Origin of the sequence: Methylorubrum sp. GM97, from assembly GCF_024347855.1 — a bacterium.
Taxonomy (GTDB): Bacteria; Pseudomonadota; Alphaproteobacteria; order Rhizobiales; family Beijerinckiaceae; genus Methylobacterium; species Methylobacterium extorquens.
Map to the genome: position 1 here is coordinate 3,836,847 of NZ_AP025942.1, position 14,201 is coordinate 3,851,047.

The window sequence follows — 14,201 nt, forward strand, 5'->3', positions numbered from 1 at the left end:
TCAGGTCGTGAGAAGACAGATCACTTAGTGGTGTCCGATTGCGCTGTGGTTCGCCCGCCGTGACGACCAAGGCCGGCAGCGCGAGCAACCTCAGCCCGCCTGGCCGAGTAACCTGACGCCGTCATCGGATAATCGGCGGGCAGACCGTAGCGCTGCCTGTAGCCGTACGGATTGAGGCCGTGCGTGTTCAGGTGCCGCTTGAGTGTCTTGTACGGCTTGCCGTCGATGAACGAGATCAGCGCGTCCGGCGTGATCGACTTTCGGATCTGCGCGGGCGTCGGCTTCTCGATCTCAGCCTCAGCAACTGGAGTGGCGCTCGTGCCGCCTAGGCCGGCAAGTGCCTCGTGCACGCTAGTGATCAGCCCAGGAAGCGCTTTAGCCGGTAGTGTGTTTTTTGCGACGTAGGCCGCAACGATCGTGGCGGTCAGATCGACAGTGTCGACCCCGATCGCGGCGGCATCATCGGTGTTGTCGTTGCTCATGGTTTTTCCTGACAATGAAGATGGCTGCTTAGCTTCCAGACGGCTGCATTCAAAATGTATTATTTCCGACTTAGTTCGCAGGGCGAATGCGCTAGTTGCTCGCTACAAGAGGTCTGTGCGTGCTAATGCTCATATCGAGCATTCCGTGGTCTTTTGATTCGGGGTGGTCACTGACCTCTCGTTAGCGCGAGGGATTGGGAAAGGCGGCGAGGTGTGTTTGAGGGGGCGACGCCTCGTCGCCGGCTCGATGCTCCAGTCGCGCATGACATTGGCGAGAGGACGGCCCGTTTCCTCGGCCTCGATCTTCGCGTCGCGCCGGAGGTTGCTGGCGGCAACACGGGCCGCCTTCACCGCCGGGTCGAGACGCGCGAGATAGGCAGCCTGGGCGCGCCGACGCTTCGCCCGCATGCCGGCGATGTTGATCGTGCCTTCCTGCGTGAAGAACCGGTGGCCGCAGGCAACGCACTCGCGCCGGCGGCGGATGACGCCCGGATCATCCTCGTGCGGCCGGCTGTCGATCACGCGGGTGTCGCCGGCGCAGCGGGCGCAGATCATGCCGACGTCTCCGGCGCAGGTGCGCCCTCACGCTCGCGGGCCTCACGCCGCTTCCGACGCTCATCCAGATCGGCCATAGCCGCGCGGCGCTCGGCGCTTTCCGCGCCCGCCGGCTCGACGACCGGGCCGTCCGCGGTCTTGGCAATCAGCCCCGTCAGCTTCTCGCTGTTCGCGGCCATCTGCGCGTCGGTGATGCGCTCCTCGGGCTTGGCGTCGAGGACGCGCTGCAGCCGAGCGGCCTGCCCGCGGGCCACCAGAACCATGCGTTCGGCGATCGCGCGCAGGCGGGCGGGCTTCGGCGCGAAGTCCAGCGTCGCCGGGTCAGCCGACACCTCGCCGCGGCGCCAGCGCCGGACTGCCGCCCGCACCGTCCAAGCCGGAAGATCCTCGACCGCATCGAGGTAGGCCTCGGCTTTGATGCTCACCGTCCGATCGTCCAGCCGGCTCGGCGCGTATTCCTGGATCAGGTCGCCCAGCACCCCGATCGTCTCCTCCACCGGTCCGGGCTCAATGGCGGCCTGCAGGTCGGCGATGCGCCGGGCGATCGCCGTCCGCTGGGGACCAGTCGGCATCCTCGATGCCGGGATCGTCGCGACGCGGGCCGTGATCTGCCGCGTGACCGGATCCACCTCCGTTCGCCCGGCTCCCAGGTCGGAGACCGCGGCGATCGATGACGCGAGCCAGTCCGGCAGCAACAGCATCGAAGCTGGATCCGCCGTGTCGATTGCCGGCAGCGCCGCGGCCGAACGTGTCGTGAGATCCTGAGCCATTGCGCTTGGCCTCCCGGGCGATGATCGCCTCGACGTAGGGGATGGGATTGGCGGTCTCGGCGGCCTCGGTCGTGTCGATGGCGGCCATCACGACCACGGCGCTGTCGCCGGCATCGCGGAGCCACTTGCCGAGCAGGGTCCGGCAGCGGGGCTCAGCGCAGCCGGTCATCCGGCGGATAGCGCCGAGGCCGCGATCGAACAGGTCTTTTCGAGGGTCGATGATCTCGGCCGACCGAGGCTCGCCGCTCGGCGGGGCCGATCCGTCAGGATCGGAAGTGGTGTTTGGGGTGGGGGTTATAGGGGGGGTCTGGGGGGGCAAGGGGGCGGGGCCCTTAGGGGCCGCCGTGACGTCACGGGTTGTAACGGGTTGTAACGTGACGTCACGTGACATCACGTGACCACGGCGACGGGCCTGACGCTCCCGGTCCGCCTGCCGACGCTTCTCGATCGCCTCGCGCTCGGCCGTCGCCCGCCCAAGCTCCAGCGCCACGCGCTGCACGAGGTCAGCATCGACGCCGGCACGGATCAGGTCAGCGATGAGGGACGGATCAGCACTCATGCCCGCGCCCTCCAGGCGCGCACCTCGGCCACCGTCGAAGCGACGATCTCCTCAGCGGTGAAGTGAATGCGGCCGGCGCCCGCGCACTCGTTGCAGCCTGGGCGGGCCTTGCGCATGCGGCGCGCATTGATGAACGAGCGCGGGGCACCGCCGGGAAAGCAGGTCGAGCACCAGCGGCCGTTCCCGACGAGGTAGGGATCAGGCACGAGCGCCTCCCTGCTGGCGGGCGGCGTGGCGCCGGTCCATCTCGCGGGCGATCAGATTGGCGACATCAGCCTCGGTCAGGCCCGGCGCATCGTCCTGCATGCCTTCGGCGATCTCGAAGGTGTCGAAGCCGTCGAACCAGAGCTCGAGGATTTCCTCCTCGACGGAAGGGCCGTCATGCTCAGCAGCGCGGCAGCTCATCGGCCGATCTCCGTCAGCACGGTGCGGACGTGGCCCTCGTCGAGGCCGAGCGAGACCGCGATGTGCGCGCAGCTCTGGCCCTCGCGGGCGCGGACCTCGATCTCGGCGCGGTCCTGCTCTTCGACGGAGGGCATGGTGAAGACCATGCGGACGTCGGTGGCGGCGCGGTCGATTCCGACGAGAGGATGGCCGTAGAGATAGCGCTGGCCGTCGTCGGCGATGATGCCGGCGGCCACCGCCACGTCGAGGCAAGGCTTCACCCGGTTGTCGATGTCGCCGCGAAATGGCGGCAGGTAGATCGCGACATCGCAGGGGCCGGCCATCCGGCAGGGAATGGGCTTCGTCGAGCAGATCATCAGCACCGCGCCGTCGCGCCACCGCCGATAGCGGGTCGTCTTCACGCGACCGCGGCCGACAACGTTGGCGAACAGGCTGTTCGTGCTCGGCGGCAACGGAAAGCGGATCTCGACCGAGGCCATGATCCGGCGGTGCGCGTAGACCGGGCGCTCCTCGGGCTTGAGGCGCGCGCCCAGCTTTGCGGATGAGAGGGAGGGCGCGCGCATGTCGGCTACGCCATGCCGAGGGCTTGGAGGTAGAGCTCGAGGATCGCCTCCTCTTCCTGCCGCTCGTCGTGATCCTTCTTCCGCAGGCGGATGATCGCCCGCAGCACGGTCACGTCGAAGCCGTTGGCCTTGGCCTCCGCGTAGACATCCTTGATGTCGCCCGCGATGCCGGCCTTCTCCTCCTCAAGACGCTCGATGCGCTCGATGATGCTTTTGAGTTGATCGGCGGCGACGGATGACGGGCCGCCTTGCCCGACCGCTGCGGGTGTGCTCATAGACAGTCCTCTCCAGAAAGAGACAGCAGCCGCTCGGGGCCTGCCCTGATCGACAATCAGCAGATCCGAGCGGCTTGCTTGTGCGCTCACCCCTCCGGGTGGCGCTCCTCCGCATCCGAGCGGGGATCCTTGTCGCGGTCCCACAGGCGGGGCTGCCACTCGCGGGCGCGCTCACGCCAGAAGCGCATACCGGCGAGGCAAGCGTCGCTGAGGTCCAAGCAGGCGTTGGCCGCGGCCTCGCAGATGGTTTCCATGACGAGGGCGACGCGGTGAAGGATCACGGGCGGCCCTCCTGAAGCTCAGCGAGTTCACGGCGGAGATCGGCGGCGCGGCGCTCGAGACGTGCCTGGCGCTGCTGGCGGGCAACGGCGGCGAACCATGCACTCGCATGCTCGGGGTGGACCGCGCAGAGGAAGTCGGCGCCGTAGCGGCACACGAGGGCGTCGTAGGCCGACCCGCTCGGTGAGTTGCCCTGCTCCAGCCACTTCCGGACGGTGTTGGCCGAGATGTTGGTCTCCGCCTCGACGCACTGCGCGGTCTTGAGCGGGTGCTGCGTGCGCAGAAACGCCGAAACACGTTCCGCTAATGTTCGGCCATCAACCTGACCAACCTTGGCAGAAGCCTGACCAGACTTTCCCATCGTCTTCCCCGATGCTGTGTGCATCGAGGAAGGCGCCGGCAGGAAATTGGAGGTGAGGGACGCGGCGGACATCTCAGCGGATCCCGGTCGAACGATGCGGGTACGCAGTACGCAGAACAGCGCGACCGCCACGGGCTTGGCGGCAGGGGCGGTCGCGCAGGGAAGAAAAGGCCGGGGCCCGAAGGCTCCGGCAGTCGGGGAGGAAACGCCCCCGAGGGGCCACGGAAGAGCCGCGAGCGCGGCGCGAAAGGGGAAGCGAGATGAACGAGCACACACTCGAGACCGACGGCGCCGCGACCATCCTGGCGATGCACGCCATGGTGACGTGGCTGGTGCGGCGCGAGGTCGAACGGGGCGACGGCGCAAGAGACGAACTCACCCGGCACATGGTCGAGGCGATGCTCGGCGTGGTGCAGGTGGATCCGGCGCTCGCCGAAGCAGCGCACGAGGCGCGCGACGTCGTCGCCCGTATCATCGACACCCGGCCGATGCTGGCGGTGCTGAACTGAGGTGCGCCCGATCCAGACGCGGGAACGTGAGACAGGATCGGGCGCGATCCGGCAGCCAAGGGGCCGTTTGGCTGACGGAAGGGGGAGAAGCTGATCATGCTGCGCTCAAGCAGCCTCCGAAGTGGCCGGGGCAGCCGACGGCGCGTCCCAGAGGTCAGGCCTCAAACGCCAGCGCGGGATTGCGCACCGGGTAGCCTTCTCGATCTTCACGGCGAGTTCGCCGGACACGCGCCCGGCTGTCTTTGCTTTCCAGATCGCGCCCTGTGTGACGCCACATGCCGCGCCCAGCTTGGCTTCGGAGCCAAGCATGGTGATCGCCGCTTGAATGAGGGATCGCGTGCTCATGGTGGTCGATATAACTACCGATGTGTTTGGTAGTCAATCACCAAATTGTCGAAGCGTTCCCACCACCGCGGTTGTAGAATGCCAACCTATGACGTGGCACGATCTCATCCGCGAGGCGCGCGAGGCGCGCGGCCTCAGCCAAGCGAAGTTGGCGCGCGCGGTCGGCGTGTCTCAGGCGATTATCGGTAAAATTGAGCTGAAGCAGGTCGAGACCAGCAAGGCATTGCGGGCGATCATCGACTTCCTGGATCTGGATCCCGCCCAATTTCCTGCGTCGGCCTTCGGGTCGCCTTGGCTGTCAGGCCCCGACGTGGGGCATAAGGCTGTCTCGGAGAGCGTGCCGCCGGAGTTTGCACTCGACCCAGCATATTGGGCGATGGCCGCCGGCCTCGTCGGCGACATCCCACTCTATGCTGCAGCCGAAGGCGGCGCCGGGAACATACTCATCGAGCGTGATGCCATTGGACAGGAGAAGCGTCCGCACGAGTTGCAGGGCGTAAAAAACGGCTACGCCATCCTTATCGTGGGCGAGTCGATGGTGCCGGAATTTGAGCCGGGCGACACCCTATATATCAATCCAAAATTGCCAGTCCTGCCAAACACTTCATGTGTATTTTATAGCAATAAGAACGACGAGCCAACGGCGACAGTGAAGCGCTACCTGTCAGACAAGGGCGATGCATGGCTCGTGCGGCAGCATCACCCGCCGAGGGACTTTGAACTCGATCGCCTTGAATGGGCGACCCGTCACCGGATTGTCAGCAAGAAGCTGCGATAGGCCTCAGAACGGCAGATCTTCCGGGTCATCCAGACTGCCGTAGGAGCGCACCAGCACGGGCTCGTCGAACTCGCTTGTCGACGGACTGCCTGTCCGCGCAAGGACCACAACAGAAGCCTTTCGCAGAGCCAGTCGCTCCGCCGTACGGAGAGCGGCTGCCTCTGATCGCGCCTCTTGAGGAGGGTCCATTTGCAGGCGGCCTTGCGCGCGGCTGAAGCTCTGCACGACGTAGTACGTCTTTCGCTCTGCCTGCTCTGCCAATAGCCACTCCCCCTACCCACCAATCGCGATGTTCGCGTTCTGTTCCTGTCGGGGTCAATCCCGGGGGCCTGGGGATCACTGTGGGTAACTACGTGCTCTGCTGGTCACCTACCTTGGTAGTTGACAACCAAACACCTCGGTCATAGTGTTTGCCCATCGCCACCCACGATGGAGCCGCCGCCGATGTCCAACAAGCCACCCTTGAACTGGGGCCGTGTGAAAGACCGGATGCGCGGGCAGCGCGCGGCGACGTCGGAGGTCCGCGAGGAGCGCCTGCGCACCATGGCCGGCCTCCGAGTCAGCGCGGCGCCTGCCCTGTCAGCGTGGAGAGGGCGATCCGCCCACCGCTACGTCGTCGGCATCCACGATGTCGGATCGGACGTCGCACTAGAGGCCGCTCCCGCTGTCGTGATTGCCGTGCGCCGCGACGAGGCCGGCCTCGCTTCCCCCATCGACGTTGCCAGCATCGAGACCGCCGCCGACGCGGTGGCTTGGGTCCGTCTGGCCCAGGCGTCGGGCGCCTCTGAACTTCACATTCACCGACTTGCCGATGCCGCCTCCGAGCGCGCCGCTGTGGTCGCCGATCTCGCGCCTGCGCTGCCTCCGAGCGACTGCGCCGCCTGAGCCCACCGCGCTTCGGCGCGCCCCTTCGCCTTCCCGCAACACCAGCCCGACGAGGCCACCCATGTGCGCGCCGTTCAGCCAGGCCGACCAGCCAGAGCCCGCGATCACGTCCCTCGATCTCGCCGATGCCGTCGAGCACCTGTGCCTCGCGGCGCAGGCCTACAGCGACGTGGTCCGCAAGGTGGCGATCGACGATGCCACCAGCCCGCAGCTCGGCCCGCGCGGGTCGCAGAGCGCGAACATGGTCCGGCTGCGTCTGGAGGAGGCGATGATCAGCCTTCGCGCCACCTGCCGGAACGCACTCGCGGGCACCACCGGCACCTATGCCAGCGAGGCCGACCTTGCGGAGGCGCAGTCCCAGCGCATCCAACACAACGACCGGAGCATCACCCGCACCGCGATGCGCCGGGTCGATACGGTCGAAGCCGCCGAGCGGTCTCTGATCGACCGCGCGCACGCGGTCGGCGCCGAACTTGCCCGCCTCGATGCCGCGCACCCCCACGGCAAGAGCGCCGCACCCGCGGCGACGCATGGGGCCCACGAGGCCGGCTTCGTCTCTCCCGCCGCTGCCTGAACCACCATGATCGCCCTGGCCCAGGATCTCCTCGCGGCCGGGATTGCACTGGCCGCCTACGTCGCCGGCGCCCTGCTTGCCCTCGGTCGCTGCAGGCGCCTCGTGCCGCCGCCGGCCCTGACCTTCTCCCGACCCTCCGACGACAATGAGGAGCGCCATGTCCGCGCCGCGCCCGGCCGCTGAGCCGCTTGATATCTCCAACGTGTCGGTCGCTGCGGTGATGGGCGTGCTTCTGCTCAGCAGCGGCGTGAGCTTCGTAGCCTGCCTGCGCATCAACGGCTGGCTCTGAGGCAGTCATGAGCCGCACGGAGTTCTCGAAGAAGGTGCGCCGCGATGCCTTCGTGCGCGCCGCCGGCCACTGCGAGGGCGCCGGCTGCGGCTGCAAGCTGACTACCGGCAAGTTCCAGTACGACCACCGCATCCCCGACTGGATGGGCGGCGAACCGATCCTCTCGAACTGCCAGGTGCTCTGCGACCCCTGCCACAAAGAGAAGACCAAGCAAGACGCCGCCGACCGCGCCAAGGCGCAGCACCGTGAGGACGCCCACCACGGCATCCGGACTGCGCCGCACCGGCCGATCCGTAGCGCGCCCATGCCGAAGCGCCCGCCTCAGTGCCGGGCCTCCAAGCCCCTCACCAAGACCCGTCTCCCGCCCCGTCCGATTTACGTGGAGCGCTGAACCATGCCGGTCTCACGTCGAGAAACCCCGACGCACGCGGGCGCCATGATCCGCTACGAGCGGCGGAAGAAGGGCCTGCATCTCGCTGATGTGGCCCAGCGGGTGGGCGTATCCACTGCGACCGTCTCCCGGTGGGAGCGGGGCCGCGAGCCTATGCCCTTCGAGCGACGCGAGGAAGTCGCCGAAGCGCTCGGCATCGATCCAGCACGCCTGGGCGACCCCGCGCCCGTCGAACTCACCAGCGAGGATCGCCGCGTCCTCGACGGCTACCACAGCCTGCCCCCGGGCGAGCGCGCCGCGATCCGCGATCTGCTGGGCCTGCGCCGGGCCGCCGGGAGGCGCGTGTCATGCTGAACCCCGCCAATCTCGCCGATTGGGACAAGCTCTCCGCCGGCCTGCTGGCACTCTCCGCGCGCCGCGCGCTGGCCTCCCGCCAGGGCGAGCGAATGCTGCAGCAGCAGTTCGCCCCCGTCCGAGAGGACGAGCACCGCATCGCCCCCCACGACTTTCCGGCTGTCGAGGAAGACCTCGGCGAGATGGATCGGGAGTCGGCGCTCCTCGCGCAGACCGCGCATGCCCTGGCGTTGGTTCGACGCCTTGCCCGTGACGAACAGAGCGGGCGCCCGGCGCCGGTCGCCGCCGAAGCGGAGCCACGCAGCCCGTCGGCTCGCCAGTTCCTCACCCGCGCCTTCGCCGCCCTCACCGGCGCGCCCTCTCGGAATGGAGGGGCGGCGTGACCCGTGCTCTGTTCAGCTTGGGCTACCAGGAGGCCGCACAGTTTCGTGGGCTACTCGAACTTGGCGCCGATCATTTCGTCTGTGCGCCAAACAATGGCGCAGACTTTTTCGCCCAGGTCGGGGGCGCTCAAAACAAAGGTGCTTGGGACAGCCTTTGCATCAAGCAAGGTTATCTTGACACCACCAGCCGAAACATCATGGACGAAGCATCCAACCGAGGTGTGTTCGTCCAGCGTAATCAAACCCTTATCGTTTACGCGAATGCGCGGCTCAGACCGGCGGTCCTCAGTGTAAGTCATTTCTGGGCCCCTCTAACTGTCAATCAATCCTCAAAAACTCGCAACAACCGCCGAAATGAATCGCTCAATTTGAGCGGATCTATGCGGAGTTTTGTGCCGGAGGCGACTCGCCCGACCCCTGGCGGTCTCGCTGAAGGGCAGCGGTGATGAGCGGGGTGCTCAAAGCCGGCCGGCTCATCACTGACGGGTTCAGTTGGGGGTTTGCACTAGGCTGCGCCTACGCCAGCCTCGTCGCCTTCGTGTCTGTCCGTCGCGTCGCCCTCGCCCCCAACACGACAGGGAGAACGGATCGTGGGTAGGGAGAGGGGTGCTATCGACCCCGCACGGATCACGCCGACCTCGCCACTGCGTCTCGATGTGGCGGCGTCCCTTGCCTACCCCGACGGGTCCATGACCGCGAACGGGCTCCGTACCGAGGCCGCCCGGGGCAACCTTCGCATCGAGAAGACCGCCGGTCGCTTCTACACCACCCTCGCCGACATCGAGAGAATGAGAGAACGATGCCGCGTCCAAGAAAGCGCGCACGCCTATGGCTCCGCCCCGAGCGCGTTCGCGGCGGGAAGGTCGTCGCAAACGCGACCTGGATCATTCTCGACGGAGGAAAGCATTTCCCCACGGGATGCACTCATGGCGAAATTGCGCTCGCCGAACAGCGCCTCTCAGAGCACATCGCGGAGAAGTACCAGCCGAAGCGCAAGCTGAAGGACATCGAGTCGATCGATGTGGCGGATGTGCTCAACATCTACTTCAGCGACAAGGAGATTGAGCCCGAGCATCGCAAGCGCTTTGAGGGGCGCATCGCACGGCTCGCACAGTTCTTCGGCGGCATGATGCTCAGCGAGGTGACCGGGGAGACGTGCCGCCAATACGTCGTGGTCCGCGGCAACAGCGGCGGGGCGCGTCGAGATCTTGAAGACCTCCGCGCCGCGATCAGCCATCACAAGGACGAAGGACTGCACCGCGGTGAGGTGCGTGTCGTGCTGCCGAGGAAGGGCGAGTCGCGCATGCGCTGGCTGACCCGATCTGAGGCCGCCCGACTGCTGTGGACGTGCTGGCGCTATCGCGAGGTCCAAGCCTGGAACACCGGCACGCGCAAGGGGAAGCAGGTCGCGACCAAGAAGCGCCCGCTCCGCCATCTCGCGCGCTTCATTCTCCTTGGCCTCTACACAGGCACCCGAGCCGGGGCCATCGCGTCCGCCTCGTTTCAGCGGGGGGAGGGGCGGTCGCATGTCGATCTTGAGGAAGGCGTCTACTATCGCCTCGCGCAGGGGAGGCGCGCCACCAACAAGCGTCAGCCTCCGGTAAAGCTGCCGCCGCATGTGCTGGCCCGCCTGCGCGCTTGGTCGCAGATCCCGCGCAAGGATGGCACGCTGCCTGAGTACGTCGTCGAGTGGAACGGCAAGCCGGTGGCGTCGGTGAAGACGGCGTTCGCCACGGCAGTGCGGCTTGCTGCCCTTGAGGAAGATGCCTCGCCGCACGTCCTACGGCACACGGCCGCGACGTGGCTCATGCAGCAAGGCGTCAATCTGTGGGAGGCCGCCGGCTATCTCGGCATGACACCTGAGATGCTGCAGAAGGTTTACGGCCATCACCATCCCGACTTCCAAAACGAGGCAGCAGGCGCGTTCAAGAACCGACGCCGGAAACCGCAATCGTTGGTCAAATCGTTGGCTAAACCGAAGCGGGCAGAGGCTGATGCCTAGGCGCCCTGCTAGGTTTCCCATATTTTGCAACTAGATAAAGGTGGTGGGCCCGGCAGGACTCGAACCTGCAACCAGACCGTTATGAGCGGTCGGCTCTAACCATTGAGCTACAGGCCCGCGCTTTATACTGCCGATTACTGATGCGCAGCACTGGCTTTCGACGACAGGTTGGGCAACAGAAACGACGACAGAAACGCTGCGTTTGAGTAGCCGGGCAGGGGGCTTCGGGCAAGCCCTCCATGCACGACCGCTGGCCACCGAGACCGAACCGCGGTTCGGTCGAACCGGCCTGATCCGAGCCCCACCGTCGGCGAACCTACGAGGCCAACGCGCGGGGGCGCAAAGCCTGTGAACCCGGTCAGCCGGTAAGCTTGAGGCAACCAGGCGCCCCTATGCCGTCGGCCCCACCATCAGCCGGCAGCCAGGATGCTCCTTCCCGAACTCGCGCCCGATCCGCTCCCGCCCGAAGCCGCCGAATGGCGCAAAGCCCTCGGCGCCCTCCGTCCGACTTCACCGCCCTGCCGGTATCTCGGCACCACGGCCTGGGCGAACATCCACGAGGCCTGCACCGACTTCATCGAGCGCTTCGGCGCCGAGGCCGTGCGCTTGGGCTGGACCGCGCCGCAGATCTTCGGCGTCCATCCCGAGCACGGGACGTTGCGGGTGGATTGGTGCGGGGTGATGATCACAGGAGGGCAGAAGGCGATCGGCATCGAGCCGAACCGGATCCTGTTCGGCAATGTGAGCGGCTACCGGAACACACCCGGCGTGCCGGTCGGCCTGCCGATCTGGGAATTCGCGACCCGTCGCGGCGGGAAATGACCGACGACGCACCGGACGCACTCAGTCGGGTGTGACATCGCGACCGTTGAAGAGCGCCGCCCGCCGACGAGCAATCGCCGCCCCACCTCCATGGAGCGGCGGCCGGCTATTGCGTGGCCGATCCGGAGGATCCGTGCGGCTCCGAGGGGCGATGCTTCGAAAGCGCTACCGGGGCTCGGCCGTAGGGGAACAGGCACCGGCCTGCGCCCCGCTTTCGCAGGCCGTCTTCGGCTCGGCGTGACCGAGGCGGGTCGTCGCCGCCGCGCTCGACAGCACGAGGACGAGGGCAACGAGCAGGCGGTAGAGAGGAAGACCGATCATCGTCGTGGCTCGGGCGGGGACGAGAGTGACGGGATCAGCGCGGCTGCGGGGCCGGCACGCGAATCGTGACCATCTGGCCGCTAATCGGATCGAAGACGGTGATGGTCATCGCGGGTGCTCGTGAACGTGGCTGGATCGACGTGTCCGGCTAACGCCTTTGTCCGCGATGGTTTCCGCGCCCTGTTCGGATGTAGTTAGCCATCCGTTAAGGCTGATCCGTCGGGGATCGCCGCCGCCTCACCAGGGCAGGAAGCGGTCGGAAGCCGGTCGTCCGGCCACCATGAATGCGATTGCGCCGACGACGCCTGCGAGCACGACAAAAACCTCGGTCCCGAACATGCTTTTCCCCTCGGCCCGGCTTGGGCGAGGTGCGTCTGGAGCGAGGTTGAGGCAGCAACGCGGCCCGCGGAGCGTCCTCGTCGTCGCAGTCGGGGTGGCGGTGGCAAGAACCTCTCGCGTCGCCTGATCCCCGAACGTAGGTTGCGGCATGCCCGCTGCCCGCTGCGTCCACTACATCGGCTTCAAGGACGACCGCTACTGGAACGCCTTCCGGATCTGGGGCGGCCCCACGATGATCCATCGGCGCTGGGACCGCATTGCCAAGCACGACATAGGCCCGGACGATGTGGCGATCTTCGCCGACGGCGACGAGCACCAGCCCTTGGCGGACTACAACGCGACCGACATCGACGAGCGATGGCTATGACGAACATCATCCGCCCCAACTTCGGTGGCCGCGACCGCGAAGCTGAGCCAGCCATCGCGGCCGAGGCGCTCGAGGCGTACGAGCCGCTCCACGTCTACGGGACCGCAGCGGGCTATCTCGTGGCCCTGCTGGAGGACGCGAGCGGGCCCGAAGGACGATGCCTCAAGGTCGTCATCGGCGCCGTCGGCGGAAACGTGTTCGAGGCCGTCGCCGTGATGCCGGCCACGGATGAAGGACGCGTCGATGCCGATATGGCCGCCATGGCGGTTCTGCGCGCGCTGGAGGTTGTCGAGCAAGGCAGCGGGCCGGCCACTGCCTGAGGCGCTGCGGGGGCAACGGGAGCGCCTTGTCGGCCCCTCCGCCTTCTCGAAAGGGCCGTCGCCAATGGGCTTGCGCCGGCTATCGCTCCCGACCTCACCGCACCGCCTCGATGGCCTTCTCGGCATCCCGATGGTCCTGCTCGGAGGCTTCGGGTGCAACCTGTTGTGCCGGGGCGTGCGGCGCCCGGCATAAGTCGACCCAGATCGGGAAATGGTCGGACCCGACATCGTTCAGGCGCTGCATGTCGCTCAAGAGAAAATGCTCGCTGAAGAAAATGTGGTCCAGGGGCCAGCGTGCAAACGGATATTGCGCATGGAAGGTCGAGAACAGGCCGCGCCCCTGACGGGGATCGAGAAGGCCGCTGATGTTCTGGAACAATCGATTCGTGTGGGACCAGGCCACGTCGTTGAGGTCACCGGCGACGATGGTCGAATCCTTCGTTTTCGCGACCTCTCGGGCGACCACGACGAGTTCGGCATCGCGCGGTGCGCTGCTATGGCCCGGATGGGGGGGCCGCGGATGAAGCCCGTAGAAGGTGACCGGTTCGCCGCTGGGCAGGACCACCGTGGTGCGTAACGACGGAACGTCCTCCTGCAGCAAAAAGCGGATCGTCGGATCGCGCAAGGGAAGGCGGGAGTAGAACAGCAGGCCGTAGGTGTTGTCCTGCGGATGTTCGACGCGATGCGGATAATGCGCGCGCAGCGGAGCCATTGCGGCGTGCCATCCCGCATCGGTTTCGAGCAGCAACACCAGATCGGGCGCCTTGGTGGCGATGAGATCGAGCGCCGCACCGTAATTACGGTTCGACTGGAGCACGTTGAGGACGAGGAGGCTGATACGGTCGTCCGGACGACACAACCCTGCTCCCTTTGCCTGAGGCGCCGTCAATCGCGTGAACGGCCGGATATAGCTGGCTTGCAGGGCAAGAGCCGCGACCATGGCGACCGCCAGAGTCAGAGCCGTGCCGTCCCGGGAGATCGCGAGAAGCCCGACACAGTTCGCAGCGAGCGCGACCGCGATCTGCAGCCGGGGAAAATCCAGGCTGCGGATGACGCCAAGGTTCGTCGGAATCAGGGGTAGCAACGTCGCGACGATCAGCAGAAGTGCGACAAGTTCCAGGGCGATCGACAAGTAGGCCAACTCTATTCCAATCAATCGGAGCCCAGCCCCATCGAGTCTCTGCTCGATTTCGACGCACAGTCTGGCGCCGGCTCCTTCGGGGTCATAGGGTGACGAGAGCGCCTGCGGTCATGCGCTCTCACGCCGCGGGCC

At 66.6% G+C, this 14,201-nt stretch carries 26 protein-coding genes and 1 tRNA gene; 14 read left to right on the plus strand and 13 right to left on the minus strand.

Annotated elements, in window-relative coordinates:
* Positions 1-20: 20 nt before the first annotated feature.
* The 3 genes from MSPGM_RS17845 to MSPGM_RS17855 form a co-directional block, all read right to left on the minus strand.
* Positions 21-482 carry a MucR family transcriptional regulator gene (locus MSPGM_RS17845; protein ID WP_261925772.1) on the minus strand — a complete coding sequence of 154 codons (462 nt, stop codon included), beginning with the start codon at positions 480-482 and terminating at the stop codon, positions 21-23.
* Positions 483-611: 129 nt separating this feature from the next.
* On the minus strand, positions 612-1,037 hold the full coding sequence (locus tag MSPGM_RS25385) for a hypothetical protein (RefSeq protein ID WP_315974087.1): 426 nt from the start codon (positions 1,035-1,037) through the stop codon (positions 612-614).
* The gene (locus tag MSPGM_RS17855; protein ID WP_261925773.1) at positions 1,034-1,807 is read right to left on the minus strand and encodes a hypothetical protein; all 774 of its coding nucleotides are present in this window, start codon (positions 1,805-1,807) and stop codon (positions 1,034-1,036) included. The genes MSPGM_RS25385 and MSPGM_RS17855 overlap by 4 nt, the downstream gene beginning before the upstream one ends.
* Before the next feature lie 394 nt (positions 1,808-2,201).
* Here MSPGM_RS17855 and MSPGM_RS17860 point away from each other — a divergent pair, with 394 nt between their 5' ends.
* The gene (locus MSPGM_RS17860; protein ID WP_261925774.1) at positions 2,202-2,432 is read left to right on the plus strand and encodes a hypothetical protein; all 231 of its coding nucleotides are present in this window, start codon (positions 2,202-2,204) and stop codon (positions 2,430-2,432) included.
* 132 nt (positions 2,433-2,564) lie between these two features.
* Here the strand turns inward: MSPGM_RS17860 and MSPGM_RS17865 are convergent, their stop codons facing one another.
* The 5 genes from MSPGM_RS17865 to MSPGM_RS17885 all read right to left on the minus strand — a co-directional run bounded on the left by MSPGM_RS17865 (position 2,565) and on the right by MSPGM_RS17885 (position 4,321).
* On the minus strand, positions 2,565-2,771 hold the full coding sequence (locus tag MSPGM_RS17865) for a hypothetical protein (RefSeq protein ID WP_261925775.1): 207 nt from the start codon (positions 2,769-2,771) through the stop codon (positions 2,565-2,567).
* Entirely contained in the window at positions 2,768-3,334 is a 567-nt protein-coding gene (locus MSPGM_RS17870) for a hypothetical protein (RefSeq protein WP_261925776.1), read from the minus strand. The genes MSPGM_RS17865 and MSPGM_RS17870 overlap by 4 nt, the downstream gene beginning before the upstream one ends.
* Before the next feature lie 5 nt (positions 3,335-3,339).
* Positions 3,340-3,609: a DUF2312 domain-containing protein gene (locus MSPGM_RS17875; protein WP_261925777.1), complete on the minus strand. Its 270-nt coding sequence runs from the start codon at positions 3,607-3,609 to the stop codon at positions 3,340-3,342.
* Positions 3,610-3,695: 86 nt separating this feature from the next.
* On the minus strand, positions 3,696-3,890 hold the full coding sequence (locus tag MSPGM_RS17880) for a hypothetical protein (protein WP_261925778.1): 195 nt from the start codon (positions 3,888-3,890) through the stop codon (positions 3,696-3,698).
* The gene (locus tag MSPGM_RS17885; RefSeq protein ID WP_261925779.1) at positions 3,887-4,321 is read right to left on the minus strand and encodes a hypothetical protein; all 435 of its coding nucleotides are present in this window, start codon (positions 4,319-4,321) and stop codon (positions 3,887-3,889) included. Before MSPGM_RS17885 ends, MSPGM_RS17880 begins: the two co-directional genes overlap by 4 nt.
* 188 nt (positions 4,322-4,509) lie before the next feature.
* Between MSPGM_RS17885 and MSPGM_RS17890 the strand changes: the two genes are divergently transcribed.
* Positions 4,510-4,758 (plus strand): hypothetical protein, encoded by a 249-nt coding sequence (locus MSPGM_RS17890; RefSeq protein ID WP_261925780.1) that lies wholly within the window; start codon positions 4,510-4,512, stop codon positions 4,756-4,758.
* A gap of 105 nt (positions 4,759-4,863) precedes the next feature.
* Here the strand turns inward: MSPGM_RS17890 and MSPGM_RS25520 are convergent, their stop codons facing one another.
* Positions 4,864-5,103 carry a YdaS family helix-turn-helix protein gene (locus MSPGM_RS25520; RefSeq protein ID WP_182569697.1) on the minus strand — a complete coding sequence of 80 codons (240 nt, stop codon included), beginning with the start codon at positions 5,101-5,103 and terminating at the stop codon, positions 4,864-4,866.
* A gap of 88 nt (positions 5,104-5,191) precedes the next feature.
* On the opposite strand from MSPGM_RS25520, the gene MSPGM_RS17895 reads away from it, so the two are divergent.
* The 8 genes from MSPGM_RS17895 to MSPGM_RS17930 all read left to right on the plus strand — a co-directional run bounded on the left by MSPGM_RS17895 (position 5,192) and on the right by MSPGM_RS17930 (position 8,757).
* The gene (locus tag MSPGM_RS17895; protein ID WP_056503071.1) at positions 5,192-5,881 is read left to right on the plus strand and encodes a LexA family transcriptional regulator; all 690 of its coding nucleotides are present in this window, start codon (positions 5,192-5,194) and stop codon (positions 5,879-5,881) included.
* A gap of 444 nt (positions 5,882-6,325) precedes the next feature.
* Positions 6,326-6,766, plus strand: a complete 441-nt coding sequence (locus MSPGM_RS17900) for a hypothetical protein (protein ID WP_261925781.1) — start codon at positions 6,326-6,328, stop codon at positions 6,764-6,766.
* A gap of 61 nt (positions 6,767-6,827) precedes the next feature.
* Positions 6,828-7,340, plus strand: a complete 513-nt coding sequence (locus tag MSPGM_RS17905) for a hypothetical protein (RefSeq protein ID WP_261925782.1) — start codon at positions 6,828-6,830, stop codon at positions 7,338-7,340.
* A 6-nt stretch (positions 7,341-7,346) separates the two neighbouring features.
* Positions 7,347-7,523, plus strand: a complete 177-nt coding sequence (locus MSPGM_RS17910; protein ID WP_261925783.1) for a hypothetical protein — start codon at positions 7,347-7,349, stop codon at positions 7,521-7,523.
* Entirely contained in the window at positions 7,498-7,629 is a 132-nt protein-coding gene (locus tag MSPGM_RS17915; RefSeq protein ID WP_261925784.1) for a hypothetical protein, read from the plus strand. Before MSPGM_RS17910 ends, MSPGM_RS17915 begins: the two co-directional genes overlap by 26 nt.
* 7 nt (positions 7,630-7,636) lie before the next feature.
* Positions 7,637-8,020, plus strand: a complete 384-nt coding sequence (locus tag MSPGM_RS17920) for an HNH endonuclease (protein ID WP_076642722.1) — start codon at positions 7,637-7,639, stop codon at positions 8,018-8,020.
* Positions 8,021-8,065: 45 nt separating this feature from the next.
* The gene (locus MSPGM_RS17925) at positions 8,066-8,374 is read left to right on the plus strand and encodes a helix-turn-helix domain-containing protein (RefSeq protein ID WP_261925785.1); all 309 of its coding nucleotides are present in this window, start codon (positions 8,066-8,068) and stop codon (positions 8,372-8,374) included.
* On the plus strand, positions 8,368-8,757 hold the full coding sequence (locus tag MSPGM_RS17930) for a hypothetical protein (protein ID WP_261925786.1): 390 nt from the start codon (positions 8,368-8,370) through the stop codon (positions 8,755-8,757). Before MSPGM_RS17925 ends, MSPGM_RS17930 begins: the two co-directional genes overlap by 7 nt.
* Positions 8,758-8,807: 50 nt before the next feature.
* Here the strand turns inward: MSPGM_RS17930 and MSPGM_RS25525 are convergent, their stop codons facing one another.
* A complete protein-coding gene (locus tag MSPGM_RS25525) occupies positions 8,808-9,056 on the minus strand; it encodes a PilZ domain-containing protein (protein WP_056503087.1) in 249 nt (82 codons plus the stop codon).
* A gap of 500 nt (positions 9,057-9,556) precedes the next feature.
* On the opposite strand from MSPGM_RS25525, the gene MSPGM_RS17940 reads away from it, so the two are divergent.
* Complete coding sequence (locus tag MSPGM_RS17940) at positions 9,557-10,759, plus strand: tyrosine-type recombinase/integrase (protein ID WP_261925788.1); 1,203 nt, start codon at positions 9,557-9,559, stop codon at positions 10,757-10,759.
* 41 nt (positions 10,760-10,800) lie between these two features.
* Here MSPGM_RS17940 and MSPGM_RS17945 read toward each other — a convergent pair.
* A tRNA-Ile gene (locus MSPGM_RS17945) sits at positions 10,801-10,876 on the minus strand.
* A 309-nt stretch (positions 10,877-11,185) separates the two neighbouring features.
* On the opposite strand from MSPGM_RS17945, the gene MSPGM_RS17950 reads away from it, so the two are divergent.
* Positions 11,186-11,581, plus strand: a complete 396-nt coding sequence (locus MSPGM_RS17950) for a hypothetical protein (RefSeq protein WP_004446705.1) — start codon at positions 11,186-11,188, stop codon at positions 11,579-11,581.
* Between the two features lie 165 nt (positions 11,582-11,746).
* On the opposite strand, the gene MSPGM_RS17955 is transcribed toward MSPGM_RS17950, so the two are convergent.
* Entirely contained in the window at positions 11,747-11,902 is a 156-nt protein-coding gene (locus tag MSPGM_RS17955; protein ID WP_004446702.1) for a hypothetical protein, read from the minus strand.
* Between the two features lie 487 nt (positions 11,903-12,389).
* Between MSPGM_RS17955 and MSPGM_RS17960 the strand changes: the two genes are divergently transcribed.
* Positions 12,390-12,608, plus strand: coding sequence for a hypothetical protein (locus MSPGM_RS17960; RefSeq protein ID WP_004446692.1), 219 nt, complete (start codon positions 12,390-12,392; stop codon positions 12,606-12,608).
* Positions 12,605-12,928, plus strand: a complete 324-nt coding sequence (locus MSPGM_RS17965; protein ID WP_004446691.1) for a hypothetical protein — start codon at positions 12,605-12,607, stop codon at positions 12,926-12,928. The genes MSPGM_RS17960 and MSPGM_RS17965 overlap by 4 nt, the downstream gene beginning before the upstream one ends.
* Positions 12,929-13,022: 94 nt before the next feature.
* On the opposite strand, the gene MSPGM_RS17970 is transcribed toward MSPGM_RS17965, so the two are convergent.
* Positions 13,023-14,069, minus strand: coding sequence for an endonuclease/exonuclease/phosphatase family protein (locus MSPGM_RS17970; RefSeq protein WP_261925789.1), 1,047 nt, complete (start codon positions 14,067-14,069; stop codon positions 13,023-13,025).
* Between the last annotated feature and the right edge of the window lie 132 nt (positions 14,070-14,201).